We start from the raw sequence: 25,122 nt of genomic DNA on the forward strand, positions 1-25,122 counted from the left end.
AGGCCGGGGCAAGCCAATCATCATCGGGCCCCGCGGCAGAAGGACGTAGCGTGGTCGGCGGCAGAAGCGGCGGCCCGTGGTGGACCGCCCGGCGGCGACCCCTTGGTGGCGTGATGTGCTGGAGTGCGACGGCGGATCTCGCGGCAGGCAGCGCTGTCGCGGCGGTCGGGGTGGCTTGTGCGGCGCTCGTGCGCGAGGTCCGGGAACTCCCGCTCGCCACACTGCCGTTGCTGCTGGGGGCTCACCAGATCGTCGAGTCGGTGGTGTGGCGCTCGGGCGGGGGCGGCGGGCCCGCGACCGTCGTATGGGCCGTCATCGCCCTGCCGCTGCTGGCGGTGTGGGTCCCGGCGGGAGTGATGTGCGTGGCCCCGCCCCGTGCGCGGCTCCGGCTGGCCTTCCCGCTCGCCGCAGGAGCGTTGACCTCCGCGTGGCTCGCCCACGGCCTTGCCACCGAACCCGTGACGGCCGAGATCCGCGGCCACACCGTCGGCTACGTCCTGCATGCCTCGCCCGTACCTCTGCTCGTCATGGGCTACTTGCTGGCCACGGTGGGTTCTCTGCTGCTGTCCGGCGACCGGCGGCTGTTCGTGCTGGGCGTGCTGGCCGCTGTGGGCGCGACGGCGTGCTGGGCGTTGTGGCGGCTGGAGTTCGTGTCGACCTGGTGCGCCGTGGCCGCGCTGTGCTCGGTGGTCCTCCTCGGCTGGGTCCGCGCACGCCGGACGTCCGCCTGACGCATCTGCGCCTCGGCCCTGCCGGCGCCCGGTGCGGACGAGGATCAGCCCGTTCGGGTTCTCCTCCGAACGTCTCTTTCCTTGTCCGCCGTGAGTCGTAACAAGACCGGCCTGTAGATGGATTCGCGCGCCTGTGCCGACACGAAATGGTCGTGCCGTCCTGGAAGTTGATCGAAAGGAACGGCCATCGTGCGCATAGGACGCATGGCGCCCTTGCTCGCCTTAGGGGTCACGGCAACGCTGGTCCCCGCCCTCGCCCCGGCGCAGGCATCCGCGGCGGAACCGCTGAACGGATTCGCGAACCAGAAGCCCGCGTGGCACAGATGCGACGCGTCGCAGCCCGCCGCGTTCCAGTGCGCGACGATCGACGTCCCGCTCGACTACAGCCGGCCCGGCGCCAAGACGATCAAGCTGGCCATCTCCCGCATCAAGACCGGTGTCCCCGGCAAGCGGCACGGCGCGATCCTCTTCAACCCCGGCGGCCCGGGCGGCGAGGGCCTGGACATGCCGCTCATGATGAAGGACGCGATGCCCGGGAACGTACGCGAGCAGTACGACCTCATCGGGTTCGACCCGCGCGGCGTGGGCCGGAGCAGCCCGCTCACCTGCGGTCTCACGGCCAAGGAGCAGGCCTTTGAACACCCCTACAAGCCGGAGACGTTCAGCCGCGACGTGACGTGGGCCCGGACCGTCGCCGACAAGTGCCGTGCCAGGAACGGCGACAGGCTGGCGTACTTCACCACCCGCAACACCGCCCGCGACATGGACGTCATCCGCGCCGTTCTGGGCGAGCGGAAGATCTCCTACCTGGGCTACTCCTACGGCACCTACCTCGGGGCCGTCTTCGCGCAGATGTTCCCCCAGCGGACCGATCGCATCGTGCTGGACAGCGCCGTCGACCCCGCGCGGGTCTGGCGCGGCATGATCCAGGTCTGGGCGGAGGGCACCGAGCCGGCGTTCACCCGCTGGACGAAGTGGACCGCACAGCGCGACCGCACCTACCGACTCGGCAACACCCCGGCCGAGGTGAAGAAGACGTTCTGGGACCTGATCGCCCGAGCCGATCGCACGCCCATCGACGAAGGGGGCGAAAAGCTCACCGGGGACGACATCCGTGCCTCCCTGCGCGCCGGGTTCTTCACCCCCAAGGCGGCGGCCGAGGCGGTCGTCAACCTCAAGAAGGCTGCCGACGGCCATGCGGTCGCCGGGAGTTCCCTCGTACCGGACGACCAGCAGGGACCGCGCCACCCCGGGGCGCCCGCCGCAGAGCCACCGGGCGACAACGGATCCGCCGTCTTCTGGGCCGTGGTCTGCGGCGACACCGCGGCCTGGCCCCGTGACCCCGAGCAGTACCGGCGTGACGCGATCCGGGACAAGGCCAAGTACCCCCTCTACGGCGACTTCGGCTCCAACATCACGCCCTGCGCGTTCTGGGACAAGCCGGCCGAGTCCGTCACCGCGGTGGACAACAACGTCGGCGTGCTCACCGTCCAGAACCAGTGGGACTCCCAGACGCCCCTGGTCAGCGGCCTCGGCATGCACCACGCCCTGAAGGGCTCGCGCATGGTGTACGTCAGGGGCGGCGAGGGCCACGGCGTCTACTCCGACGACCCACGCGCCTGCGCCAACCGCGCCGTCAACGCCTACCTGAGCACGGGAAGGCTCCCGGCGCACGACGTCACCTGCAGGCCGTCCGGCCGCCGCAGCCCCGGCGTGAACCCGCGGATCGTCCCGGCGCCGCAGCACACACCGCAGACACCCCGCTTCTGAACCGGTTCCCGGAACCGGCCCTCTCACCGACCTCGCGACGGTCTGTGAGAGGGACGAAGCGGGGCGGCCGGACCGGGGACCTCCTCTGTCGCCCTACAGCGACGAGAGGTTGTCGGCCAGGTCGGCGAGGCCCAGCGAGCCCTGGGTGAGTGCGTTCATGTGCCAGGTCCGCAGGTCGAAACCGGCGCCGAGGCGGCGGCGGGAGGCCGCCCGCCCCTCCAGCCAGGCGCGCTCTCCCAGCTTGTAGCCGATGGCCTGGCCGGGCCGGCCCAGATAACGGTCGATCTCGCTGAGGCGGCGCGCGGTGTCGCTGCCGTGGTGGGCGGCCATGAACGCGGTGGCGAGGTCCGGGGTCCAGCGTTCGCAGGGATGGAATCCTGAGCCGGCGGGGATGGCGAGTTCCAGGTGCATGCCGATGTCCACGATCACGCGGATGGTGCGGAGCATCTGCTTGTCCAGGTAGCCCAGGCGGCGGGCGGGGTCCGTGAGGAAGCCCAGTTCGTCCATGAGCCGCTCCGCGTACAGGGCCCAGCCTTCCTTGTTGGCGCTGACCGCGCCGAGGGTGATCTGGTACGTGCTGAGGATGTCCGCGGCGGCGGTCCACCGGGCGGTCTGCAGGTGGTGCCCCGGCACGCCCTCGTGGTACCAGGTACTGACGATCTCCCAGGTGGGGAAGGTCTGTCGGCCCAGCGTGGGCAGGTAGGTACGTCCGGGGCGCCTGAAGTCGAGGCTGGGCCCGTTGTAGTAGGGGGCGCCCGGGCTGCCCGCGGGCGCGATCCTCGTCTCGACCCGGCGCAGCGGGCCCGAGATGTCGAAATGGGTGCCGTCGAGGGCGTCGATCGCCTCGTCCGTGATCTGCTGGAGCCAGGCGCGGATGTTCTCCTCGCCCGTGACCGCGTGGCCCTGCCGGTTCAGGTGGTCCATGGTCTCCCGGACCGAGGCGCCCGGGAGGATCCGGTCGGCCTCGGCCCTCATCTCGGCGACCGTCCGGTGGAACTCCTCCCAGCCCCAGGCGTAGGTCTCGGCCGGGTCGGGAGCGATGCCGTTGTACCAGCGGGCCGAGCGCAGGTAGCGCTCGCGGCCGACGGCGTCCGGGGTGCCGTCCGCAGCGGGCAGGTAGGTGTGGCGCAGCCAGTCGCGGAAGCCGGCCACCGCGGTCGTCGCCCGGAAGGCGGCGGCGTCCAGTTCGCGCCTGAGCCGGTCCGGACCGGCGGCCACGAACGCGGCGAACCAGCTCGCGCCACCGGTGTCCTGGCCGGTCCAGGCGGCGAGTTGCCCGATGACGGCCCGGACCTGGCGCGGTGCGCACAGCAGTCCGCGGGTGATGCCCTCGGTCAGAGTGGCCCGGAAGCCGTCCAGCGCGCCGGGCAGGTTGCGCAGCCGCCCGGCGACGGCCGCCCAGTCCTCGTCGGTGTCGGTGGGCATCAGGGTGAAGATGCCTCGCACCCTGTGCAGAGGCGAGTTGCCGTTGCTCAGCTCGCGGAACCGGTCACCCGCCTCGTGCAGGGCGAGTTCCGCGGTCAGCCTCTCCCGCAGCAGCCGGGCACAGTTCCGCTCGGTGTCCTCGAACACCACCCCGCTCTTCTCGGCGTCCCGCTCGGCGGCGTCGAGCACGGACAGCGTCCGGCGGGCCAGTTCGGCGAGTGCCTCCCAGCCCGCCGGAGACAGATCCGGCTGCCGGTCGTCCTCCGGATGCAGACCGAGTCGGGTCGAGGTCATGGGGTCGAGGGCGGCGACCTGCGCGACGTGGTCGTCGGCGATCCGGCGGGGTGTGCTCGGTTTCTCGGACACGCTTCTCATGCTGACGCACCGTCATCGGCCTTGTCAGCAGCGCGCGTCGGCTTTCGGCCGCTGGGTACGGCGGCCCGCACGGCAGGCCGCGAGCGCTGCCCGGACCGGCCCTGCGCCGTTCGGCGAGCTCGCGGCTGTGCCCTCGAGTCCTCCGGAGGACGAGGGCATCGAGCACGCGATGGGCGCCGGTGTGCGTCGACCGTCACTCCTTGCGGCCGCAGGACCGACGACGAGCCGCGCCCCGGGGCACCGAGCAGCCCCGGGGCGCGCCGGGCGGGTGTCATCCCGTGGTCAGGGCGGCCTGCTCCGTGCCGTCCTCCGCCGGCGACGCGCTCTCCTCCGCGGTACGTCCGTGCAGTGCCGTGACCACCAGTAGCGCCGAGAACAGGGCGGCCGAGCCGCACACCACGAACCCGAGCGCGTAGCCGTGGCCGAGGGCGTCCAGGGCGTAGGCGCGGGCCGCGCCCGGCGGGGAGGCGGCGGGGACGGAGTTCAGGGCGAGCGGTCCGCCCTCCTGCAGCACCGCATGGGCGGCCGCCTTCGACTCCGTGTTCAGGGACGACGAGCCGGCCAGCGAGGAGGTCACCCGGGAAGCCGCCCGGCTCAGCGCGACCGCGCCGATGACCGCGGGGCCGAGGGTGAAGCCGAAGTCGCGCAGCAGGTTGGTCGCCGCGCTCGCCATGCCGGCCAGCGGCAGCGGCACCGTGTTGACGGCGGTCGCGGTGATGGACGACACCGTGAAGGCGAAGCCGATGCCGACCAGGCCGAGGGGAAGGATCAGCGAGGTCAGGTTCCGGTCGCCGACGTCGAGCCCGGCGGCCAGGAAGTCGCCCGCGGCGATCAGCGCCAGCCCGGCCGTCAGCAGTGCCCGTGCGGGCAGCCGGTGCAGCAGCCGGGAGGTCAGCGGGGTGAGGACCGGGGTGATGCCGTTGAGCAGCAGGAACGCGAAGGCGGTGCGCATCGGGCTCTGGTGCTGGATGGGGCCGAGCCGGATGCTCGCCGCGTACGCCGTGCCCAGGAAACTGAACATGCCCACGACCGCGACGACCGACGCGATCGCGAAGGAACGGTTGCGGAACAGGTCCAGGCGCAGGAGCGGGGAGCGGGCCCGGCTCTCGGCGGCCAGGAACAGGCCCACGAACACGGCGGCGATCACGAAGGCAACGACCACCGGAACCGATCCCCAGCCGTCCGTCGGCCCCTGGATGACGGCGTACAGCAGGGCGAACAGACCGACACCGATGGTGACCTGGCCGCCGACGTCGAGCGAACGCCCCTCCGGGGACCGCGAGTTGGTGGCCAGCCACAGACTCACCAGGGCGCTCACCGCGGCCAGCACGGCGACCACCACGAACGCCGCGCGCCATGAGCCGTAGGTGCCGGTGATGCCGCCGAGCAGCGGGGCGAGGAAGCCGCCCGCGGACAGGCTGGAGGCCCATACAGCGATGGCGCGGGCGCGCTGCGGGCCGGTGTGTGTGCCGGCCGCGATCATGGCGAGCGAGGTGGGGAAGAGCGCGGCGGCGCCGAGCCCGGCCAGTGCCTGTCCCACCCACAGCTGATGGATGCCGGAGGCGCTCGCGGCGACGACCTCGCCCGCGCTCAGCAGCGCCGCGCCGCCGACGAGGAGCTGTTTGCGGCCGAAGAGGTCGCCCAGCACGCCGAAGGAGAGTTCGAGGACGGCGACGGGCAGCAGGAACGCGTCGGAGATCCAGGTGAGTTGGGAGCCGACGGGGTGGAGGTGTTCCTGGAACAGGCCGTTGAGGGTGGCCGGTATGGCCAGGCCGATCTGCGCGAGGCAGACGGCGAGACAGCCGGCGACGAGCGTGCCGAGGGGGAGGGAACTGCGCGGGGTGGCGGATGCGTCGGACATGAGCGGGTCCCGGTGTCAGTGGTGGGCGGGTTGGGGGGCCGGGCGGTCGCGGCCGACCGTCAGGCGTGCCGGGCGGTAGGGGACGTAGGCCGCCCCGTCCAGGCCGAGCGCGGTGGCGGACCGCTGGAGCGCGGCCGGGGTCGCGACGTCGTCCCAGTGGCCGGACGAGACGCGGTGTTCGAGCGCGTGCAGGGCGGCCACGGTCTCGGCGGTGGTGAACGTGCAGTGGCCCTGCCGCTCGACGTAGGCCTGCCGCAGCAGCGCGCCGTCCCCGGAGGTACGCACCCGGTCGCCGAACCGCCGTTCCTGCTCGACCGGGACCAGGTTGTCGGCGATCGTGTGCACGTCCAGCAGCGGTACGCCGAGGCCCTGACCGGCGGAAGAGGTGCGCTGCGCGGCATCGACCGCGGCCGGGTCGGCGGTGATCGAGGCGCCCCGGGTGAGGGACGTCAGGTCGGCGCGCAGGTCGAGTCCGGCCGTCCGGTACAGCGCGCGGACCTGCGGGGCGTGGACGGATCCGGCGAGCAGACGGGCGTAGTCCACGCCCCGGTTCCAGGAGTTGTTGCCGCCGGCCGACTGCTCGACGGCGTACCGGCCGCCCTCGACGAAGGAGAGGATGCCCTGCGCGAACCACGCGTACTGCTGCTCCTCCTGGCCCGACCAGTCCGTCGGTGCGGGCCGGTCCTGTCCGGGCGCCCAGGCGGGCAGGTTGAGGAAGGCCGCGGCCAGCGCGATCCGGGCGCGGCCCTGCGGGGTGGTCTGGGCGGCGGTGACGGCGTCGGTGAGCTTCTTGGCGGTGGCGGCCGCGGCGTCGGCCGAGCCGAAGCGCACCAGGCCGACGTCCTGCCCGGGCAGGAGCAGCCGGGCGATGGCGTACTCGGCGTCGAGCTGGTAGTTGTCCAGGTCGGTGCCGCCCGCGACCAGGCCGCACAGGCCGAGCGCACCGTCGACGCGGCCGTCGCCGTCGCGGGCGATCTGCGCGTTGACGAGCCCGCCCATGGACTGGCCGACGGCCAGGGTGCGTCGCGGCGCTCCGATCTTCGCGGTGACGGCGTCGAGGGTGCCGAACTGGTCGCGTTCCGCGCTGCTCAGGGCCCACATCGAGCCATGGGGGTCGTACGACGACCCGGCCAGCGCATAGCCCTCGGCGAGCAACTCGGTGCGTACGGGGTCGGAGGGGGCGTCCTTGGCGACGGTGGGGCCGAAGCCGTGGCTGAACAGCAGCAGGGTGCCGTTCCACTGGGCGGGGACGTCCGCGATCCAGGTGGCGCCGTCGGAGAGGGTGCCGGTGAGGTGGCCGGTGGCCGGCGGGTCCGCCGTGGCGGCGGTCGCGGGGGTGGTGGCGAGGGCCGCGGACGCCAGCGTGGCCAGGGTGGCCAGGGCGATCGGCAGGCGGCGGGGCGTTCGGGGGCGGGTGCTGGCAGGCATGGAGGTGGCTCCTTGAAGGCGGCTGCGGAGCGGGGACCCAGAAGATGCTCAGTGCACTGAACGAAGGTGTGGAGGAATGTAGGGCTGTTTTCTTGCGGCGGTCAAGACAGTGCACAACATTGCTCCGGCCGGGAGCGCACCGGAGGCAGGGCGCGGAGGCCGGGCACGTGTGAACGGGCGCTACGCCGCCGGAATCGTCTCGATCACCCGGCGCGCCGCGTCCCGGGCGGGCGCTTCCAGCAGGGCGTGGACCGTGCGGAACATCTTCTCCGCCGCGGCCGCCGGCCAGTCCGCCGGCAGATGCCGTACGGGCAGCCGGGGGTCGCCGCGGATGACCTGGAGCCACTCGGCGGTCAGCCGGAGGCGCAGCGCGAGGGCGTCCTCGGCGGTCAGGTCCGCGCCACCCGACGCGTACGGCCGCCAGGATTCCTCGAAGTCCCGGTAGCAAGTGGCCAGTTCGCGCAGATCCCAGGTGTCGTCGATCATCTCGGCGATGTCCATGCCGGCGTCCGCATGCGCCCGGAAGACCTTCACATGCGCTGCCAGCCCCAACTCGGCGACGATCGCGGAGACGTCGACCTCGCCGGGCGCGATCCACAGCCCGCTGAACAGCGCACCGAAGCCCGCCCAGGTCAACTGGGAGCGCAGATCGTGCCGCTGGCGCTGCCACGACTCCGGGAGCGAGAAGCCGAGCAGGGTCCAGGTGCCGTCCCAGTCCCGGTTGACCGCGCCCGTCTTCCAGATGCGCCGCTCGCCGTCGCGCAGGATCGCCTCCGAGCGGTCGGTGAGGCCGACATACGTACGCCGGCCCGCGCGCCGGCGGCTCAGCAGCCCGCGGGCGACCATGCGGGTGAGGGTGGACCGGGTGGCCTGCTCGCCGACACCGGCGCGCCGGAACACCTCGATGACGCTGCCCGTGTACACGCACACCCCGCGGCCCAGCACCTCGTCACCGAGGAAGCTGAGCAGGAGGGACTGGGGGCGGGGGACAGGACCGGTCACGGGAACACATTACGAGGCCGCGTCCGCCCGAATGCCCACGGCGGCACACGGCGGCCGAAGCGTCAGGTGAGCCCGTTGCCCGCGACACGCAGCAGGAGGGTGTGCAGCGTCTCCCGCTCGGCGGGGTCGAGCGGGGTGAGCAGTTCGTCGGTCACGCGCCGGCCCGCCTGGTCCGTGTCGCGGAGGAATGCCCGACCGTCCTCGGTGAGCACGACGATGCGGCTGCGGCGGTCCTCCGGTGCGGGCCGGCGCTCGGCGAAGCCCAGTTTCTCCAGGTCGTCCACCAGGCCGACGATCGCGCTCGGGTCGTAGCCCAGCCGGGCGCTGAGCTCGCGCTGGAGCACACCCTCGGTGGTGGCGAGGAAACGCAGCACGGCGTAGTGCCGCAGTCGCAGCCCCGACTCCTGCAGGAACGTGTTGAACAACTGACCCGAGCGCAGGCCCAGGCGGTACAGCAGATAGCCCGTGTCCGCGTGCAGGGCCCGCATCCACGGCTCGTCGGCGTCGATGGCGGTCGGGTGGTCGGTGCGCTGGCGGGCGATGGCGGGCTCCCTGGTCTCGGTCCCCGGGTGCCGGTGGCGGCGCTCGCCGGGGTGGTTTCTGGCGTGCCGAGTCCAGCATGGCGCACCAGAAGGTCGGCAACAACTATTGACGACAACAATTATTGCTCTTAGCTTCGATCTCCTCGCCACCCCACCCATGCGAAGGGACCGCACGTGCCCACCATCGATCTGACCGGCAAGGCCGCCGTCGTCACGGGAAGCGGCCGGGGCCTCGGCCTCGCCTATGCGCAGGCCCTCGCCGCCCACGGCGCGTCCGTGGTCGTCAACGACATCGACGAGGCCGTGGCCGAGCAGGCCGTCAAGTCCATCACCGAGGCCGGTGGCACCGCCGTGGCCGAAGTGGTCCCGGTCGGCACGGCCGAGGCCGCCGACCGGCTGGTGAACCGTGCCGTCGAGGCCTTCGGCCGGCTCGACGTCCTGGTCACCAACGCCGGCATCCTGCGTGACAAGGTGCTGTGGAAGATGACCGAAGACGACTTCGACGCGGTGATCACCACCCATCTCAGGGGGACCTTCACCTGCGCCCGCGCCGCCGCCGTCCGCATGCGCGAGCAGGGCGAGGGAGGCACCCTCGTCCTCGTCGGCTCCCCGGCCGGGCAGCGCGGCAACTTCGGCCAGACCAACTACGCCGCCGCCAAGGCCGGGATCGCCGCCATGGCCCGGACCTGGTCCATGGAGCTGGCCCGCGCGAACATCACCGTCAACGCGATCGTGCCGGTCGCCGCGACCGCGATGACCGAGACCATCCCGGCCTTCGCCCCGTACGTCGAGGCCATGAGGCACGGCCAACCGCTGCCGGCGTTCCTGCGCAAGGGGGAGGGCTTCGGCACCCCCGAGGACTGCGCGGCCCTCGTCCCCTTCCTGGCCTCCGAGCCCGCCCGCGGTATCACCGGCCAGTGCATCGGCATCGGCGGCGACAAGGTGGCACTCTGGTCGCATCCGCAGGAGATCCGCGCCGCCTACGCCGACGGCGGCTGGACCCCCGATGCCCTGGCCGACGCCTGGCCCACCTCGGTCGGCGCCGAGCAGCAGACCGTCGGCATCCCCGCGCCGAAGATCCCGGAGGCGTGATGGCACCCGCGCCGAAGCTTGACGAACTGGTCGCGATCGACGTCCACACCCACGCGGAGGTGTCCGCCAAGGGCCACTCCTCCCTGGACGACGACCTGCACGACGCCTCCTCCGCCTACTTCAAGGTCGAGGGCAACCGGAAGCCCACCCTGCAGGAGACCGCCGCGTACTACCGCGAGCGGCGGATGGCCGCCGTCGTGTTCACGGTGGACGCCGAGTCGGCGACCGGCACCGAGCCCGTCCCCAACGAGGAGGTCGCCGAAGCCGCGGCCGCGAACCCCGATGTGCTGATCCCGTTCGCCTCCATCGACCCCTTCCGCGGGAAGGCGGGCGTGCGGCAGGCCCGGCGGCTGGTCGAGGAGTACGGGGTGAGGGGCTTCAAGTTCCACCCCAGCATCCAGGGCTTCTTCCCCGACGACCGCTCCGTGGCGTACGGCCTGTACGAGGTGATCGAGGAGACCGGCACCATCGCGCTCTTCCACACCGGCCAGACCGGCATCGGCGCCGGTGTCCCCGGCGGGGGCGGCATCCGTCTGAAGTACTCCAACCCGCTCCATGTCGACGACGTGGCCGCCGACTTCCCCCATCTGAAGATCATCCTGGCGCATCCGTCGTTCCCCTGGCAGGACGAGGCCCTGGCGGTGGCGACCCACAAGCCCGGCGTGCACATCGACCTCTCCGGCTGGTCGCCGAAGTACTTCCCGCCGCAGCTGGTGCAGTACGCCAACACGCTGCTGCAGGACAAGGTCCTGTTCGGCTCGGACTTCCCGGTGCTCACCCCGGACCGGTGGCTGGCCGACTTCGCGAAGCTGTCCATCAAGGACGAGGTCAGGCCGAAGATCCTCAAGGAGAACGCGGCCCGTCTGCTCGGGCTGACGAAACCGTAAGGGGTGTCAGATGCGCAACGAGGGACTGGGGTCGTGGCCCGCACGCCGGGCCCGCAAGACCCCGCACCGCACGGCCCTGATCCACGGGGAGCGGTCCACCGACTACCGCACCCTGTACACACGGGTCACCCGCCTCGCCCACGCCCTGCGCGCCCAGGGCGTCCGGCGCGGCGATCGCATCGCCCACCTCGGCCCCAACCACCCCGCCTACCTGGAGACCCTGTTCGCCGCCGGCACCCTGGGCGCCGTCTTCGTCCCCCTCAACACCCGCCTCGCCGGCCCCGAGATCGCGTACCAGCTCGCCGACTCCGGCGCCAAGGCCCTCGTCCACGGCCCCGCGTACGCCGGTCTCGTCGCGGGACTGCCGGGCGAGACGGACGTACGCGCCTACCTCGAGACCGGTGAACCGTACGAGCAGACCCTGGCGTCCGCGTCGGACGAACCGATCGACGAACCGGTCACTCCGGACGACACCTGCATCATCATGTACACCTCCGGGACGACCGGCCGCCCCAAAGGGGCCATGCTCACCCACGGCAACCTCACCTGGAACGCCGTCAACGTCCTGGTCGACCACGACCTGATCGCCGACGAACGGGCCCTGGTCTCCGCCCCGCTGTTCCACACCGCCGGCCTCAACATGCTGACCCTGCCGGTGCTGCTCAAGGGCGGCACCTGCGTCCTGGTCGAGGCCTTCGACCCGGAGACCACCCTCGACCTGATCGAACGGCATGGGATCACCTTCATGTTCGGGGTCCCGACGATGTTCGAACAGGTCGCCCGGCATCCCCGCTGGGCGGACGCGGACCTTTCCTCGCTCCGCATCCTGACCTGCGGCGGATCACCGGTGCCGACCCCGCTCATCGCCGCCTACCAGCAGCGCGGGCTCACCTTCCTCCAGGGCTACGGCATGACCGAGGCCGCGCCCGGCACGCTGTTCCTGGACGCGGAGCACGCGGTCGAGAAGGCGGGCTCGGCCGGCGTACCGCACTTCTTCAGCGACGTACGGGTCGTACGGCCCGACCTCACCCCGGTCGACGTCGGTGAGACCGGCGAGGTCGTGGTGCGCGGACCGCATGTCATGCCCGGCTACTGGGGGCTGCCCGAGGAGACCGAGGCCGCCTTCGCGGACGGCTGGTTCCGCAGCGGGGACGCGGCCAGGGTCGACGAGGACGGCTACGTGTACGTCGTCGACCGGATCAAGGACATGATCATCTCCGGTGGGGAGAACATCTATCCCGCCGAGATCGAGGACATCCTCCTCGCCCACCCCGCCATCGCCGAGTGCGCGGTGATCGGCGTCCCCGACGACAAGTGGGGCGAGGTGCCCCGCGCGATCGTCGTACCCGCCCCGGGAGCCGAACTCGACCCGGACGACGTGCTGGACTCACTGACCGGGCGGCTCGCCAAGTACAAGATCCCCAAGTCGGTGGTGGTCACCGGCGAACTCCCGCGCACCGCCTCCGGAAAACTCCTCAAGTCCCGCGTGCGCAACCGCTACGGCACCCCAACCTCGTGAAAAGAAGGGCGACTTATGAGCATCACCGTCAACGGCCTGGACGAACTGAAGAAGCTCGCCGGAAGCGACCTCGGTACCAGCGAGTGGCTGGAGGTCACGCAGGAGCGCATCGACACCTTCGCCGACGCCACCGGCGACCACCAGTGGATCCACACCGACCCGGAGCGCGCGGCCCAGGGACCCTTCGGCGCGCCGATCGCACACGGCTACCTCACCCTGTCCCTGTTCATTCCTCTGTTCACCGGACTGCTGGATGTGCAGGGCGTGACCACGAAGGTCAACTACGGCCTGAACAAGGTCCGCTTCCCCGCGCCGGTGAAGGTCGGATCGCGCATCCGGCTGGCCGCCCGGCTCACCTCGGTCGAGGAGGTGCCCGGCGGCGTCCAGATCACCGTCGACGGCGCGATCGAGGTGGAAGGCGGCACCAAGCCCGCCGCGGTGCTCCAGAGCCTGTCCCGGTTCTACGCCTGAGAAAGTCGACGGACGGCCGATGCGCCGTCTCATGGCTTGACCGCGTCGGTGAGCGTGGGAGCGAGCCGGCTGCAGGGGATCCACCGCATCCACAACCCCTTCAGCAGAGAGAAGCCGGCCGTCCTCGGCCGGGCCCCCGAGTCGGCGCCCGGCACGCGCGTGCTCGATCTGGCCTGTGGTTCGGGCGAAATGCCGTGCACTGGGCCCGCGACCACGAGATCACCGGGACCGGGGTGGACATCAGCACGGTGTTCACGGCCCGCGCCCAGGCCTCGGAACCGGGCGTCGCCGACCGGATCACCTTCGTCCACGGCGACGCCTCGGGTCACGTCGCCGAGGAACCCGTCGACGTCGCGGCCTGCATCGGCGCCACCCGGACCGGCGGCGTCGCCGGCACGGTCCGCCTCCTGCAGAGCAGCCCGTGCCCGGGCGGGCCGATCCTGATCGGCGAGCCGTTCTGACGGCGCGAGCCGCCGGACCAGGAGACCGTCGAGGCCTGCCATGCCGGCAGCCGTGCGGACTTCCTCCCGCCGGCCGGGCTGATCGAGCGGTTCGGCTCACTCCCGACGCGAGTCACCAACCTCTTGGCCGAGTGCACCTAGCCGGCTCCGCGGGCCAGTACGCGGCGGGCGGCCTCGGCCTCTGCGGCGGGCGGGGACAGCTCGTCGAGTGTGTCGAGCTCGTCGTCGGACTCCAGCTCCCGTTCCCAGGCCGCTGCGAGCTGTTCCTGCTCCTGGCGCGGTTTGGCGCCGATGGTGTCCCGGTGATCGGGGTCCAGGGCTGCCAGGAATCGTACGACCGGATCTGTGGCCATGCCGTGCTCCTTGTCGCATGGAGGGGTGCCACCCTTGTCCAGCATCGCTGAACGAGCCCGCGTTGTCTGCTCGACCTCGTTCCGGCAGGTTCCCGAGGATGGCCCGGGCCGCTATTCGACGGCCGGGTCCTCCTGGCTGCACCGCACAGCCTTCTGTACGGCCTGCTCGACATCGTGCGGATCGGACCCGGTGGCCGCGGCGTGCGCGGTGACGGCCGCCTGTACGGCGTCGGACGCCTCGCGCCAGCGGCGCAGCTGGGCGTCGTACGCGTCACCGGTGAGGCCCGCGAGTTTCGCGCGCTCCTCCTCGGCGGTGCGTTCCCGCCTGATCAACTCATCCGGGACCTCTGCCACGTACGGATCCTAGTTCGCCTTCCGCCTCGGTGCCGCTCGGCCTGCCCACCGCCGGGGCTACTGCCGCTCACAGCAGGGCGACCTGCCCGCTCCTCGCGGACGACCCGGACACATTCCGGTGTCGTCGGGGCGAGCGGCTTCTCGCACATCACCGGCTTTCCGGCCCGTACGGCGGCGACGGCGAGGTCCGCGTGGGTCGTGTCGTGCGAGGCGATGACGACGGCGTCGACATCCGGGTCGGCGACGCTCACGGCCTCTGCGCCGGACACCCACTGGTGCAGTGTCCTCGCATGGTCGGCGGCCATGGTGCCCGCGCCGACGACCCCGATGCGAACGGTGCTCACGCCAGACTCACCCACGTTCCCTGCCGGGCCGAGCGCTCCATCGCATCCAGCACCACCGCGCCGGCCACGGCATCGCCGAGCGTGGTGCCGACCGCGGCGCCCTCGGAGATCGAGCGCAGGAACCGGTGGGCCTCGATGACCTTCAGGTCGTCGTAGCCCATGCTGGTGGCGGCGCCCGGCTGGAACGCGGCGTACTCGCCGTGGCCGGGGCCGATGTACACCGTGCTGACCGGCTGGTCCTGGTAGGTGGTGCCACGGCTGACGGCGAGTTCGCCCATGCGGCGGAAGTCCCAGAAGACGGCGCCCTTCGTGCCGTGCACCTCGAAACCGTAGTTGTTCTGCTCGCCGACCGAGACGCGGCAGGCCTCCAGGACGCCGCGGGCGCCGGAGGCGAAGCGCAGCAGGCAGTTGACGTAGTCCTCGTTCTCGACCGGCCCGAGTTCGCCACCGGTGGCCAGGGTGTGGCCGGCGGTGGCGCCGGTCGGCCGGGCGCGTTCGGGGAGGAAGAGCGCGGTGTCGGCGGTCAGCGAGGCGATGTCGCCGAGCAGGAAGCGGGCCAGGTCGACGCCGTGCGAGGCGAGGTCGCCCAGCACCCCGTTGCCGCCGCGCGCCCGCTCGTAGCGCCAGGTCAGGGCGCCGTCCGGGTGGGCGGCGTAGTCGCTGAACAGGCGGATGCGGGCGTGGGTGACCGTGCCGATCTCACCGGAGGCGATCAGATCGCGGGCGGCCTCGACGGCGGGCGCGTTGCGGTAGTTGAAGCCGACGGTGCCCTGGACCCCGGCCTTGGCGGCCGCGTCGGCGACCGCCCGGGCGTCGTCGGCGGTGAGCCCGACCGGCTTCTCGATCCAGATGTGCTTGCCGGCCTCGGCCATCGCCACACCGATCTCGCGGTGCAGGAAGTTCGGGGCGGTGATGCTGACCGCCTGGACGCGCGGATCGGCGGCCACCTCCCGCCAGTCCCGGGTCGCCGTGGCGAAGCCGTACAGCCCGGCCGCCTCCTCCGCCCGGCCCGGTACCTCGTCCGCGACGGCGAGCAGTTCAGGCCGCACCGACAGCTGGGGGAAGTGGTGCGGCAGGCGGGCGTACGCGTGGGTGTGCACCCGTCCCATCCAGCCGAATCCCACGACGGCGACGCCGAGCGTATTCACCATGAGCGCCCTTCTTTGGACCGTTCCAGAAGTTGCCGCTCACCATGGGGCCGTCTTTCATGGATGTCAAGGGGTCTTTACAGCGGCCGACGGGTTGTGGAACGGTCCATGGCATGAGTGCCCCGACCATCCGTGACGTCGCCGAGCGGGCCGGTGTGTCCAAGTCCCTGGTCTCGCTCGTGCTGCGCGGCTCGGAGGGGGTCCGGCCGGAGAAGCGCGAGGCCGTCCTCGCCGCGGTCGAAGCGCTCGGTTACCGGCCCAACGCGGCAGCGCGCAGCCTGAGCGAGCGGCGTACCCGCACGGTGGGGGTGCTGCTCGACGACCTGCGCAATCCCTGGTTCGTGGAGCTGCTCGACGGCCTGAACGCACGGCTGTACGACAACGGCCTGCACGTGCTGCTGGCCGACGGCCACCTCAACCGGCGCCTCGGCGAGGACCTCACCCGGACCTTCACCGAGCTCCGCGTCGACGGCCTGATCGCCGTCGGCACGCTCCAGGACCCCCAGGCCCTGCGCACCGCCGCCGGTCTGGTCCCCACGGTCGTCGCCGGCACCCGTGAACCGGTGCTGCCCGGCGTGGACATCGTCGCCAACGACGACGAGCACGGAGCCCGCCTGGCCACCGAGCACCTCATCGCCCTCGGCCACCGGCACATCGCCCACATCGCCGGTCAGGGCGCGGTCGGCGACCTGCGCCGGCGCAGCTTCGAGGCCGCCATGCGCGAGCACGGCCTCGCCGGCACGGCGGTCGTGGAACAGGGCGACCTCACCGAGGAGGGCGGTTACCGGGCGACGGTCCGGCTGCTGAGCCGTCCGCAGCGCCCGACCGCGATCTTCGCGGTCAACGACATGACGTGCGTCGGCGCGCTCTCCGCCGCCGAGGAGACGGGTCTGCGGATACCCCGCGACCTCTCCCTGGTCGGCTACGACAACACCTACCTCTCCCGCCTGCGCCATCTGTGGCTGACCACCGTGGACAACGCCAGCCATGACGTGGGCCGGCGCGCCGCGCAGCGGCTGCTCGACCGGATCGACGAGCCGGACCGCCCGAGCGGGGTCGAGCTCGCCACCCCCTTCCTCGAAGTGAGAGGCACGACGGCCCCGCCGCCGGCGCACGCCTGACGGCCACCGAGGACCACATCCGACCCGGGACGGCGTGCACGCCGTCCCGGGTCGCCTCGTTACGGCCATCCAGAAACGATAGAAAGGGGGTATGAGTGAGGTTTCCGGTCAATCCGGTCGTGTGCCGGATCGGCCCCGTCGCAGGGGAGAGGCCTGGCGGTCGCTGCTGAGTGTGCGCAGCCTCGCCGGTCAGGTCTTCCTGCTGCAGCTGGCGGTCGTGGTGCTGATCGTCGCCGCCACCCTGGTGGCGCTCGTGGTGCAGGGCCGACGCGACATCATGTCCGACGCCCGGGCCCGGACGCTCACCACGGCGCAGACCTTCGCCAACTCCCCGGGAATCGTGGCCGCGCTGAAGAGCGCGCACCCGAGCGCGGTGCTGCAGCCGCATGCCGAGGCGGCCCGCAAGGCCGCGGGCGTCGACGCCATCATCGTGTACGGACTGAACGGGATCACCCTCACCCACAGCGACCCGCACCAGATCGGAAAACACGTCATCGGGCCCTATGCCCAGGCGGCGACCGGCAAACCGTTCACGAGCACCTTCCAGGGCTCCCTGGGACTCTCCGTGATCTCGGCGGTCCCGGTCAGGGCTCCCGACGGCTCGGTCATCGCCATCGTCTCGGTGCCCGTCACGGTGGAGGCGGTGCAGCACAGGGTGAACCGGCAGCTGCCGGTCCTCTTCGGCGGCGGCGCCGCCGCGCTCGTCGTCGCCGCGGGCGGGTCGGCCCTGGTGAGCCGTCGGCTGCGGCGGCAGACCCACGGCCTGGGGCCGACCGAGATGACCCGGATGTACGAGCACCACGACGCGGTCCTGCACGCGGTGCGGGAAGGGGTGCTGATCATCGGCGGCGACGGCCGGCTGCTGCTGGCCAACGACGAGGCACGGCGGCTGCTGGACCTGCCGACGGAGGCGGAGCGGCGGCACATCACCGATCTGGGGCTGGAGGAGGACCTCACCGCCCTGCTGGCCTCCGACCGCCCCGCCACCGACGAGGTGCACCTGGGGGGCGACCGGCTGCTCGCGGTCAACAAGCGGCTCACCGACCCCCACGGACCGGCCGGCAGCGTGGTCACGCTCCGGGACACCACCGAGCTACGGGCCGTCTCCGGACGGGCGGAGGTGGCGCGCGAGCGGTTGAAGCTGCTCTACGACGCCGGGCTGCGGATCGGCACCACGCTCGATGTGCAGCGCACGGCGGAGGAACTGGCCGAGGTGGCGGTGCCCCGGTTCGCCGACATCGTCACCGTGGAACTCCTGGACCCCGTCCTGCGGGGCGAGGAGCCCTCCGGTACGACCGCAGGAACCACCGAGATGCGCCGCAGTGCCGTCGCCGGTCTGCCCACGGACGATCTCCTCCACCCCGTCGGTCAGCTGATGCGGTTCGTCCCGGACCACCCCGTCTCCCTGGCGATCTCCGACGGACGACCGGTCCTGGTCGGGAACCTGAACGCCCCCGACGGCTGGCCGGCCCGGGACCCCGAGGGTGCCCGCCGGATCGTGGACCAGGGCATCCACTCGATGCTCGTGGTTCCCCTGCGAGCCCGCGGCGTGGTGCTGGGCGTGGTGGACTTCTGGCGTGCGCAGGACTCCCCGCCGTTCGAGGACGACGACATGTCCTTCGCCGCGGAGCTGGCCGCCCGGGCAGCGCTGTGCATCGACAACGCCCGCCGGTACACGCGCGAACACGCCATGGCCGTCACCCTGCAGCACAGCCTGCTGCCCCGCGGGCTGCCCGAGCAGTGCGCCCTCGATGTGGCCTATCGCTACCTGCCGGCCCAGGCCGGGGTGGGCGGCGACTGGTTCGACGTCATTCCGCTGTCCGGCACCCGGGTGGCGCTGGTCGTGGGCGATGTCGTCGGCCACGGGCTGCACGCCGCGGCCACCATGGGCCGGCTGCGCACCGCCGTGCACAACTTCGCCGGCCTGGACCTGCCCGTGGAGGAGCTGCTGGCCCGGCTGGACGAACTGGTGGCCCAGATCGACGCCGAGGAGACCGCCGCCGCCGAGGACGGGCAGGCGATGATCACCGGGGCGACCTGCCAGTACGCCGTCTACGACCCCACCTCCGGGCGCCTGGCCCTCGCCACCGCCGGCCATCCGGGACCGGCGGTGGTCCGCCCCGACGGGACCGTCGACTTCCCCCGCCTGCCCGTGTCCCCACCCCTGGGGCTCGGCGCCGGCCTGCCGGTCGAGACCGCCGAACTCACCGTGCCCGAGGGATCCCGGCTGGTGCTCTTCACCGACGGACTGATCGAGGACCGTACCCGGGACCTGGACGCCGGTCTGGAGGCCCTGCGCGATGCCCTGTCCGGGCCCGAGCGCACGCCGGAGGCCACCTGCGCGGCCGTGATGGAGGCCATGCTGTCCGACCGGCCCAGGGACGACATCGCGCTCCTGGTGGCCCGCACCTGCCGCCTCGGGCCCGCGCAGGTCGCCGAGTGGGACGTGCCCCGGGACCCGGCGGCGGTGGCCCCGGTGCGCACCGCCTGCGCCCGCCGGCTGGCGGAGTGGGGTCTCGAGGAGGTCGCCTTCACCGCCGAACTCGTCCTCAGCGAGCTGATCACCAACGCCGTCCGCTACGGCGCCGAACCCATCGCCGTCCGGCTGCTGCGCACGGTGCCGATCAGCGGCTCCGCCGCGGGCACCCTGATCTTCGAGGTCTCCGACGGCAGCAGCACCTCGCCCCGGCTGCGCCGGGCGGAAGTCACCGACGAAGGCGGCCGCGGCCTCTTCCTGGTCGCCCGGTTGGTCGAACGCTGGGGCACTCGCTACACGCCCACCGGCAAAGTGATCTGGGCCGAACAGTCCCTCCACGACGGCGCCGCACCGGAGGCGGCGGGACTCGGCGAAGTCCTGCTCGACCAGTGGGACGACACGGCTCTGTGAGACGGCACCGCAGTGTTGGGGAGAGCGAGTTCCGCCGGGTAACACGCTGCTCGCGGGCTTTCCGGCCGGGATTCCGCCGACGAGGCGGCCGGGTACCCTGGCCTCGACGACCACTTCGCCGACGCAGTAGCCCCTCGGCCCTCCCGGCTTTCGACAGCCATCAGGACCCCACGACCCTTCCCACCCCAGGAGCAGTCGTGACCACACCCCGTGCCCGAGCAGCGGTCGCCTGTGGCTGCCTCGCTCTCGCGGCGCTGGGCCTCGGCGCCTGCGGGCAGCCACCGACCGCCAGACTCACGAGCCCGTCGGTGGCCACTTCCGCCGAGAACGTGGGCGGCATGCACGCACTGATCGCCGCAGCGAAACGAGAGGGCTCGCTCAGGGCGATCGCGCTGCCGCGTGACTGGGCCGACTACGGCGGCCTGATCGACGGCTTCGAGAAGAAGTACGGGATCAAGGTCACCGTGGACAATCCGCACGGCCACAGCGAGGACGAGATCGACGCCGTGAGGAAGAGCGGGAACAGACCGACGGCCCCCGACGTGATCGACGTGGGCGACACCTTTGCGCGGAACGCGGCGGATCAGAATCTGCTGGCGCCGTACAAGGTCGCGGCTTTCGACTCGATCCCCGCGAACCAGAAGGACTCCAAGGCCCGCTGGGCCAACAACTACGGGGGCTACATCTCCATCGGCTGCGACACCAACCGGGTCAAGGTCTGTCCGGAGACCTTCGCCGATCTGCTGAAGCCCGCCTACAAGGGCAAGGTCGCACTCGAAGGCGACCCGACCAGGTCGGCCACCGCCTTCGACAGCGTCTATGCGGCCGCGCTGGCGAACAACGGGTCGTTCGACAACGTCCAGCCCGGCCTCGACTTCTTCGCCGAACTCAACAGGATCGGCAACTTCAACCGTGTCAATTCCACCACGGCAACGGTCGAGGACGGCCGGACGCCCATCAGCATCAACTGGGACTACATCAACCTCCACTACGCCGACCAACTCCGTGGGAAGGGCGTCAACTGGCAGGTCGCGATCCCCTTCGACGGCAGCTTCGCCCAGTACTTCGCGTTGGCGATCAACAAGAACGCCCCGCACCCGGCGGCCGCCCGCCTGTGGCAGGAGTACCTCTTCAGCCCCGAGGGCCAGAACCTCCGGCTGCGCGGCTACGCCCGACCGGTGCTCATGGACGTCATGAAGCAGGACGGCACCCTCGACAAGGCCGCCGCCGCACGACTGCCGACGGTCGAGGGAACGCCGCAGTTCCCGACGGACGCGCAGCTGGAGAAGGCGAGGACGACGGTCACCCAGGGCTGGGCGAAGGCCGTCCCGGGGTAGTGCGCACGAGCGACGAGCTTGCCGGAGCTGCCGACGTGGGCGGGACGGCGAGTGCGCCGGCTGTTCAGCGGGCGGTGAAGCCGCCGTTGATGAAGAAGACCTGGCCATTGGCCCACCAGCCGTCGGTGAGCGGGAACTTCACCCACGGTGCGATGTACTCGATCCTCGTGAGTTCGCCGTTCATGGCCTGTGCCTTGAGGTACGCCACGGAGTCGTCGGTCTCCGCCGGGGAGAAGAAGCCGGTGTCCATCGCGCCGGGGGCGATGGGGTTGACGTGGCCGGACTGCTCCACCACGGCCAGCCGTCCCGCGGGCAGCAGGCGGGTCACCTCCTCCGCGCACTCCTCGGGAACCATCCGGTCCATGCCCGCCGCCGCGGTCAGCGCTGGTACAGCCCGACGATGGTGCCGCTCGCCAACTGCTCCCGGTCGAGCACGGCGTGGGCCTCGTCGGCGGTGGCCCGGTCGGGGAGCGAGACCGGGGCGGGAAGGGCGTAGAGCCGGAAGAAGTACCGGTGGGCGTCGTCGCCGACCGGGGGCTGCGGGCCGCCCCAGCCACGCTCCCCGAAGCCGTTGCGATGTGCCTGGCTGCCCTGTGGCGTCCGGCCGGCGTCGAGTCCCCCGGCACGGGGGTCGATGCCGGTGACGAGCCAGTGCACGAAGGTTCCGGACGGTGCGTCCGGGTCTTCGCACAACAGGACCAGCTCCGCCGCGTCATCCGGTACTCCGGACCAGGTGAGCGGGGGAGAGACGTTGTCCGCGTCATGAGCGTGATGGCGCGGGATCATGCTGTGATCGCTGAAGGCTGCGCTTCTGAGTTCGATACCGGCCATGCGACCGGAGTACCCGGCGCGGGCAGGGGTATACGGCCGAACCGCACGGGACGAACGGGATGACCCCTGGCGCGGGGGTACCCGCCCGCGACTGACACCCCGACGGTGCGAGGAGATGACTGGCATGCGGTTCATCGGACTGCTCCTTCTCGTGGGTGCGGGCGCCTTCACGGCCCTCGCGATCGCGGGCAACCTGTCCGGCGGGCCCGAGTACACGGTGTCCGTCCTCGATCACGACGTCGCCACCATGAGTGGCCTCGCCCTGTTCAGCTCCGGACTCGCGCTGGCGCTCATCTTCTGCGCGGGTCTGGCGATCATGGTGAGCGGCGCGACCCACGCCGGCCGTCACCGCGCTCCCCGGCAGCGCGGGACACGGCACACGACGCTCGGCGGGACACCGGGCCCCGGCGCCTGAAGGATGCGGGGTCCTGATGGCCGGGCTGATCGGCGCGGGCCCGATGCCCCGGCCTGACGCATCTGACAGGCGCCCGTGCGCGAGCAGCTCGTGGAGTGTCGGGTCAGCCCGCCCAGTCCAGCAGGCGCTCGCCCGTCTCGGGTGCCCGCAGCCGGGTGAGTGACTGCTTCTCCAGCTGCCGCACGCGTTCCCGGGTCAGTCCCACCTGGTCGGCCACCTGCTGCAGCGTGCGCGGATGCCCGTCGTGCAGTCCGTAGCGCAGGCTGAGGACCATGGCCTCGCGGGGGCCCAGCGCGCCCAGGGCGTCCCTGAGTTCCTCGGCGAGCGCCCGGTACTCGGCGACCTGCGGAGCCTGGAGTACGTCGGTGGCGGGGATGAGGTCGCCGACCACGGTCTCGCCGGTCTCGTCGACGGGTGTGTCCAGGCTCAGCGTCTGGCGCCCCACCCGGCGCAGCCAGGCGACCCGTTCCGCGTCGAACCCGCTCTCCCGGGCGACCTCGTCGTCCGTCGGCTCGTGGTCGAGGCGCAACCGCAGTTGTCGTTCGACTTTCGCGAGCTTCTGCAACTGCTCCACGACGTGCATCGGCAGCCGTACGGTACGGGCGTGCTGGGCCAGGCCCCGCTCGATCGCCTGCCGGATCCACCAGGTGGCGTACGTGGAGAACTTGAAGCCCTTGGTGTGGTCGAACTTCTCCACCGCCCGGATCAGCCCGAGGTTGCCCTCCTGGATCAGGTCGAGCAGGGGCGCGCCGCGGTGGGCGTGCCGTTTGGCGATCGACACCACGAGCCGCAGGTTGGCCCGGATCATGTGGTCCTTGGCCTGCGTGCCCTCCCGTACGGCCGCCTCCAGCTCACGGTGCCGCGGCGGCGAGAGGGCGCGCTCGCCGGTCCCGGCCCGCTCCAGCTCCTCGGCGGCGCGCACTCCGGCCGCGATGCGCTGGGCCAGCCGTACCTCGCCGGCGGCGTCGAGCAGCGGGGTCGCGGCGATCTGGGTGAGGTACTGGCCGAGCAGATCCGGCTCGTCGCCGGTCTCCGGGACCCGGCTGCGCGGTCGTGCGGACCGGGCGGCGGCACGGCGGCGCTCTCGGGGGTCCGCCACGGCGGATCGTGCGGGGGCAGGCATCTTTCCGGCCTCCGGCTCCTGTCGCTTCGACTCTGTGTGTCCAGAGGGGCTTGGCCACGGTGGCGGGTACCCGGCCGGAGCGGCAGGACACCTCCGCGTCCGGGGAGAGGCCGGCATGCCGTTTCGGCCTGCGGCGGTGCGGGAACCCGGTGCGGCGCCTGCGGAAAGAGGAGTCAGCCGTGCCCGACAACGACCAGGACCGGATGCGCAGCCAGGCCCTGCCGCTGACCGATCCGGCGTCGCTGGACCCGCTGATGGAGCGCATCGGCGACGCCCGCTACGTGCTGCTGGGCGAGGCGTCCCACGGCACCGCCGACTACTACCGGGTGCGTGATGTGCTGACGCGTCGGCTGATCGAGGAGAAGGGCTTCTCCTTCGTCGCGGTCGAGGGCGACTGGCCGGACTGCCAGGCCGTGCACTGCGCCGTGGTGGCCGCGCCGGACGCGCCCGAGGACCCCGGCGAGGTGCTGGCGGGATTCAGCCGCTGGCCGGCGTGGATGTGGGGCAACACCGACGTGGCCGCCTTCACCCGGTGGCTGCGCCGCCACAACGAGGCTCTGCCGCCGGGGCGGCGCGTGGGCTTCTTCGGGCTGGACGTCTACAGCCTGTGGGAGTCGCTGCACGCGGTGCTGGCCCATCTGCGCGAGCACGATCCCGACCAGGTGGAGCACGCCCTGGAGGCGTACCGCTGCTTCGAGCCGTACGCGCGGGATCCGCAGTCCTACGCGCTGGCCACCCGTTATGTGCCGGAGGGCTGTGAGCCACAGGTGGTGTCCGTGCTCACCGAGCTGCGTCGGCGGGCGGCGCAGGCGGCAGCCGTGGACGGCTCGCTCGCGGAGTTCGCCGCCCGGCAGAACGCCGAGGTGCTGGCCGGGGCCGAGGCCTACTACCGGGTCATGCTGGACAGCGGTCCCGAGTCGTGGAACATCCGGGACCGCCACATGGCCGACACACTGGACCGGCTGATGGAGCATCACGGCCCCGAGGCCAAGGCGGTGGTCTGGGAGCACAACACCCACATCGGTGATGCGCGTGCCACGGACATGGCCGACGTCGGCGAGGTCAACGTGGGCCAGCTGGTACGCGAGCGGCACATGGGGCGAGGGGTGGTGCTGGTCGGGTTCGGCTCGCACTCCGGCACCGTGATCGCCGCGGACGCGTGGGGCGACGTACCGAGGGTCATGGGCGTGCCGGCCGCTCGCCGCGGAAGTGTGGAGGATCTGCTGCACCGGGCGCTGCCCGGCGAGCGGGTTCTGTTCGTCTTCCCGCATGTGCAGCTGCAGCATCCGCCCTCCTCCGGGCGGGGCGAGTGGTTCCACGAAGAGCATGGTCACCGCGCGATCGGCGTGGTGTACCGGCCGCAGTACGACCGTGTCGGCAACTACGTCCCGACGGTCCTCGCCCAGCGCTACGACGCCTTCTGCTACCTCGACCGCACCCACGCGCTCACCCCGCTGCGCCCCTCGGCCGAGCAGAGCCGGGAGGAGCAGACCTGGCCCGCGGGCGTGTGACGCCGCGTCGGTCACTTCCTCGTCGACCGTGACATCCAGTCGGCCGGGCGCGCACTGGCGCTTCTCGGGTTTCGGCCGGCAGCCGTGGGTGCGTGGCTCGTTCCGGTCCCGTCGTTCCCGCGGCCCGTTCTCCC

The 25,122-nt window shown here is 71.9% G+C and carries 23 protein-coding genes and 1 pseudogene; 12 read left to right on the forward strand and 12 right to left on the reverse strand.

Annotated elements, in window-relative coordinates:
• Window positions 1-113: 113 nt before the first annotated feature.
• Both ACFYZB_RS26155 and ACFYZB_RS26160 read left to right on the forward strand, forming a co-directional pair.
• Window positions 114-731: a DUF6629 family protein gene (locus tag ACFYZB_RS26155; protein WP_388762921.1), complete on the forward strand. Its 618-nt coding sequence runs from the start codon at window positions 114-116 to the stop codon at window positions 729-731.
• A 189-nt stretch (window positions 732-920) separates the two neighbouring features.
• Window positions 921-2,501 (forward strand): alpha/beta hydrolase, encoded by a 1,581-nt coding sequence (locus ACFYZB_RS26160; RefSeq protein WP_388762922.1) that lies wholly within the window; start codon window positions 921-923, stop codon window positions 2,499-2,501.
• Window positions 2,502-2,594: 93 nt separating this feature from the next.
• On the opposite strand, the gene ACFYZB_RS26165 is transcribed toward ACFYZB_RS26160, so the two are convergent.
• From ACFYZB_RS26165 to ACFYZB_RS26185, 5 genes are all read right to left on the reverse strand, one after another.
• Window positions 2,595-4,301 (reverse strand): DUF885 domain-containing protein, encoded by a 1,707-nt coding sequence (locus ACFYZB_RS26165; RefSeq protein ID WP_388762923.1) that lies wholly within the window; start codon window positions 4,299-4,301, stop codon window positions 2,595-2,597.
• Window positions 4,302-4,572: 271 nt separating this feature from the next.
• Window positions 4,573-6,162: an MFS transporter gene (locus ACFYZB_RS26170; protein ID WP_388762924.1), complete on the reverse strand. Its 1,590-nt coding sequence runs from the start codon at window positions 6,160-6,162 to the stop codon at window positions 4,573-4,575.
• Between the two features lie 15 nt (window positions 6,163-6,177).
• Window positions 6,178-7,590 (reverse strand): alpha/beta hydrolase, encoded by a 1,413-nt coding sequence (locus ACFYZB_RS26175; protein WP_388762925.1) that lies wholly within the window; start codon window positions 7,588-7,590, stop codon window positions 6,178-6,180.
• 180 nt (window positions 7,591-7,770) lie between these two features.
• On the reverse strand, window positions 7,771-8,592 hold the full coding sequence (locus ACFYZB_RS26180; RefSeq protein WP_388762927.1) for a PaaX family transcriptional regulator C-terminal domain-containing protein: 822 nt from the start codon (window positions 8,590-8,592) through the stop codon (window positions 7,771-7,773).
• Window positions 8,593-8,654: 62 nt separating this feature from the next.
• A complete protein-coding gene (locus tag ACFYZB_RS26185) occupies window positions 8,655-9,080 on the reverse strand; it encodes a MarR family transcriptional regulator (RefSeq protein ID WP_351212430.1) in 426 nt (141 codons plus the stop codon).
• 228 nt (window positions 9,081-9,308) lie between these two features.
• On the opposite strand from ACFYZB_RS26185, the gene ACFYZB_RS26190 reads away from it, so the two are divergent.
• The 5 genes and pseudogenes from ACFYZB_RS26190 to ACFYZB_RS26210 all read left to right on the forward strand — a co-directional run.
• Entirely contained in the window at window positions 9,309-10,226 is a 918-nt protein-coding gene (locus ACFYZB_RS26190; protein WP_388762929.1) for an SDR family NAD(P)-dependent oxidoreductase, read from the forward strand.
• A complete protein-coding gene (locus tag ACFYZB_RS26195; RefSeq protein ID WP_351212434.1) occupies window positions 10,226-11,113 on the forward strand; it encodes an amidohydrolase family protein in 888 nt (295 codons plus the stop codon). The genes ACFYZB_RS26190 and ACFYZB_RS26195 overlap by 1 nt, the downstream gene beginning before the upstream one ends.
• 10 nt (window positions 11,114-11,123) lie before the next feature.
• Window positions 11,124-12,632 carry a long-chain fatty acid--CoA ligase gene (locus ACFYZB_RS26200; protein WP_388762930.1) on the forward strand — a complete coding sequence of 503 codons (1,509 nt, stop codon included), beginning with the start codon at window positions 11,124-11,126 and terminating at the stop codon, window positions 12,630-12,632.
• A gap of 15 nt (window positions 12,633-12,647) precedes the next feature.
• Window positions 12,648-13,103, forward strand: a complete 456-nt coding sequence (locus ACFYZB_RS26205; RefSeq protein ID WP_351212438.1) for a MaoC family dehydratase — start codon at window positions 12,648-12,650, stop codon at window positions 13,101-13,103.
• A 48-nt stretch (window positions 13,104-13,151) separates the two neighbouring features.
• Window positions 13,152-13,690 (forward strand): annotated as a pseudogene (locus ACFYZB_RS26210) (SAM-dependent methyltransferase); the annotation flags it as partial.
• An 11-nt stretch (window positions 13,691-13,701) separates the two neighbouring features.
• Here ACFYZB_RS26210 and ACFYZB_RS26215 read toward each other — a convergent pair.
• From ACFYZB_RS26215 to ACFYZB_RS26230, 4 genes are all read right to left on the reverse strand, one after another.
• Window positions 13,702-13,917, reverse strand: coding sequence for a hypothetical protein (locus ACFYZB_RS26215; RefSeq protein WP_388762932.1), 216 nt, complete (start codon window positions 13,915-13,917; stop codon window positions 13,702-13,704).
• A 111-nt stretch (window positions 13,918-14,028) separates the two neighbouring features.
• Window positions 14,029-14,271, reverse strand: a complete 243-nt coding sequence (locus tag ACFYZB_RS26220; RefSeq protein ID WP_388762934.1) for a hypothetical protein — start codon at window positions 14,269-14,271, stop codon at window positions 14,029-14,031.
• A complete protein-coding gene (locus tag ACFYZB_RS26225; protein WP_388762936.1) occupies window positions 14,247-14,615 on the reverse strand; it encodes a Gfo/Idh/MocA family protein in 369 nt (122 codons plus the stop codon). The genes ACFYZB_RS26220 and ACFYZB_RS26225 overlap by 25 nt, the downstream gene beginning before the upstream one ends.
• Window positions 14,612-15,766, reverse strand: a complete 1,155-nt coding sequence (locus tag ACFYZB_RS26230; RefSeq protein ID WP_388762938.1) for a Gfo/Idh/MocA family protein — start codon at window positions 15,764-15,766, stop codon at window positions 14,612-14,614. The genes ACFYZB_RS26225 and ACFYZB_RS26230 overlap by 4 nt, the downstream gene beginning before the upstream one ends.
• Before the next feature lie 110 nt (window positions 15,767-15,876).
• Between ACFYZB_RS26230 and ACFYZB_RS26235 the strand changes: the two genes are divergently transcribed.
• From ACFYZB_RS26235 to ACFYZB_RS26245, 3 genes are all read left to right on the forward strand, one after another.
• The gene (locus ACFYZB_RS26235) at window positions 15,877-16,884 is read left to right on the forward strand and encodes a LacI family DNA-binding transcriptional regulator (RefSeq protein ID WP_388762940.1); all 1,008 of its coding nucleotides are present in this window, start codon (window positions 15,877-15,879) and stop codon (window positions 16,882-16,884) included.
• A gap of 91 nt (window positions 16,885-16,975) precedes the next feature.
• Entirely contained in the window at window positions 16,976-19,771 is a 2,796-nt protein-coding gene (locus ACFYZB_RS26240; protein WP_388762941.1) for a SpoIIE family protein phosphatase, read from the forward strand.
• A gap of 197 nt (window positions 19,772-19,968) precedes the next feature.
• Window positions 19,969-21,108, forward strand: coding sequence for an ABC transporter substrate-binding protein (locus tag ACFYZB_RS26245; RefSeq protein ID WP_388762943.1), 1,140 nt, complete (start codon window positions 19,969-19,971; stop codon window positions 21,106-21,108).
• 64 nt (window positions 21,109-21,172) lie between these two features.
• On the opposite strand, the gene ACFYZB_RS26250 is transcribed toward ACFYZB_RS26245, so the two are convergent.
• Both ACFYZB_RS26250 and ACFYZB_RS26255 read right to left on the reverse strand, forming a co-directional pair.
• The gene (locus ACFYZB_RS26250; RefSeq protein WP_388762945.1) at window positions 21,173-21,472 is read right to left on the reverse strand and encodes a hypothetical protein; all 300 of its coding nucleotides are present in this window, start codon (window positions 21,470-21,472) and stop codon (window positions 21,173-21,175) included.
• Window positions 21,473-21,486: 14 nt separating this feature from the next.
• Window positions 21,487-21,939, reverse strand: a complete 453-nt coding sequence (locus ACFYZB_RS26255; protein WP_388762947.1) for a YbhB/YbcL family Raf kinase inhibitor-like protein — start codon at window positions 21,937-21,939, stop codon at window positions 21,487-21,489.
• Window positions 21,940-22,063: 124 nt separating this feature from the next.
• Between ACFYZB_RS26255 and ACFYZB_RS26260 the strand changes: the two genes are divergently transcribed.
• Window positions 22,064-22,354, forward strand: a complete 291-nt coding sequence (locus ACFYZB_RS26260) for a hypothetical protein (protein ID WP_351212464.1) — start codon at window positions 22,064-22,066, stop codon at window positions 22,352-22,354.
• Window positions 22,355-22,457: 103 nt separating this feature from the next.
• Here the strand turns inward: ACFYZB_RS26260 and ACFYZB_RS26265 are convergent, their stop codons facing one another.
• Complete coding sequence (locus tag ACFYZB_RS26265; protein WP_388762948.1) at window positions 22,458-23,477, reverse strand: RNA polymerase sigma factor RpoD/SigA; 1,020 nt, start codon at window positions 23,475-23,477, stop codon at window positions 22,458-22,460.
• 179 nt (window positions 23,478-23,656) lie between these two features.
• Between ACFYZB_RS26265 and ACFYZB_RS26270 the strand changes: the two genes are divergently transcribed.
• On the forward strand, window positions 23,657-24,988 hold the full coding sequence (locus tag ACFYZB_RS26270; RefSeq protein ID WP_388762950.1) for an erythromycin esterase family protein: 1,332 nt from the start codon (window positions 23,657-23,659) through the stop codon (window positions 24,986-24,988).
• The last annotated feature ends 134 nt before the right edge of the window (window positions 24,989-25,122 follow it).

Origin of the sequence: Streptomyces sp. NPDC001852, from assembly GCF_042891825.1 — a bacterium.
Taxonomy (GTDB): Bacteria; Actinomycetota; Actinomycetes; order Streptomycetales; family Streptomycetaceae; genus Streptomyces.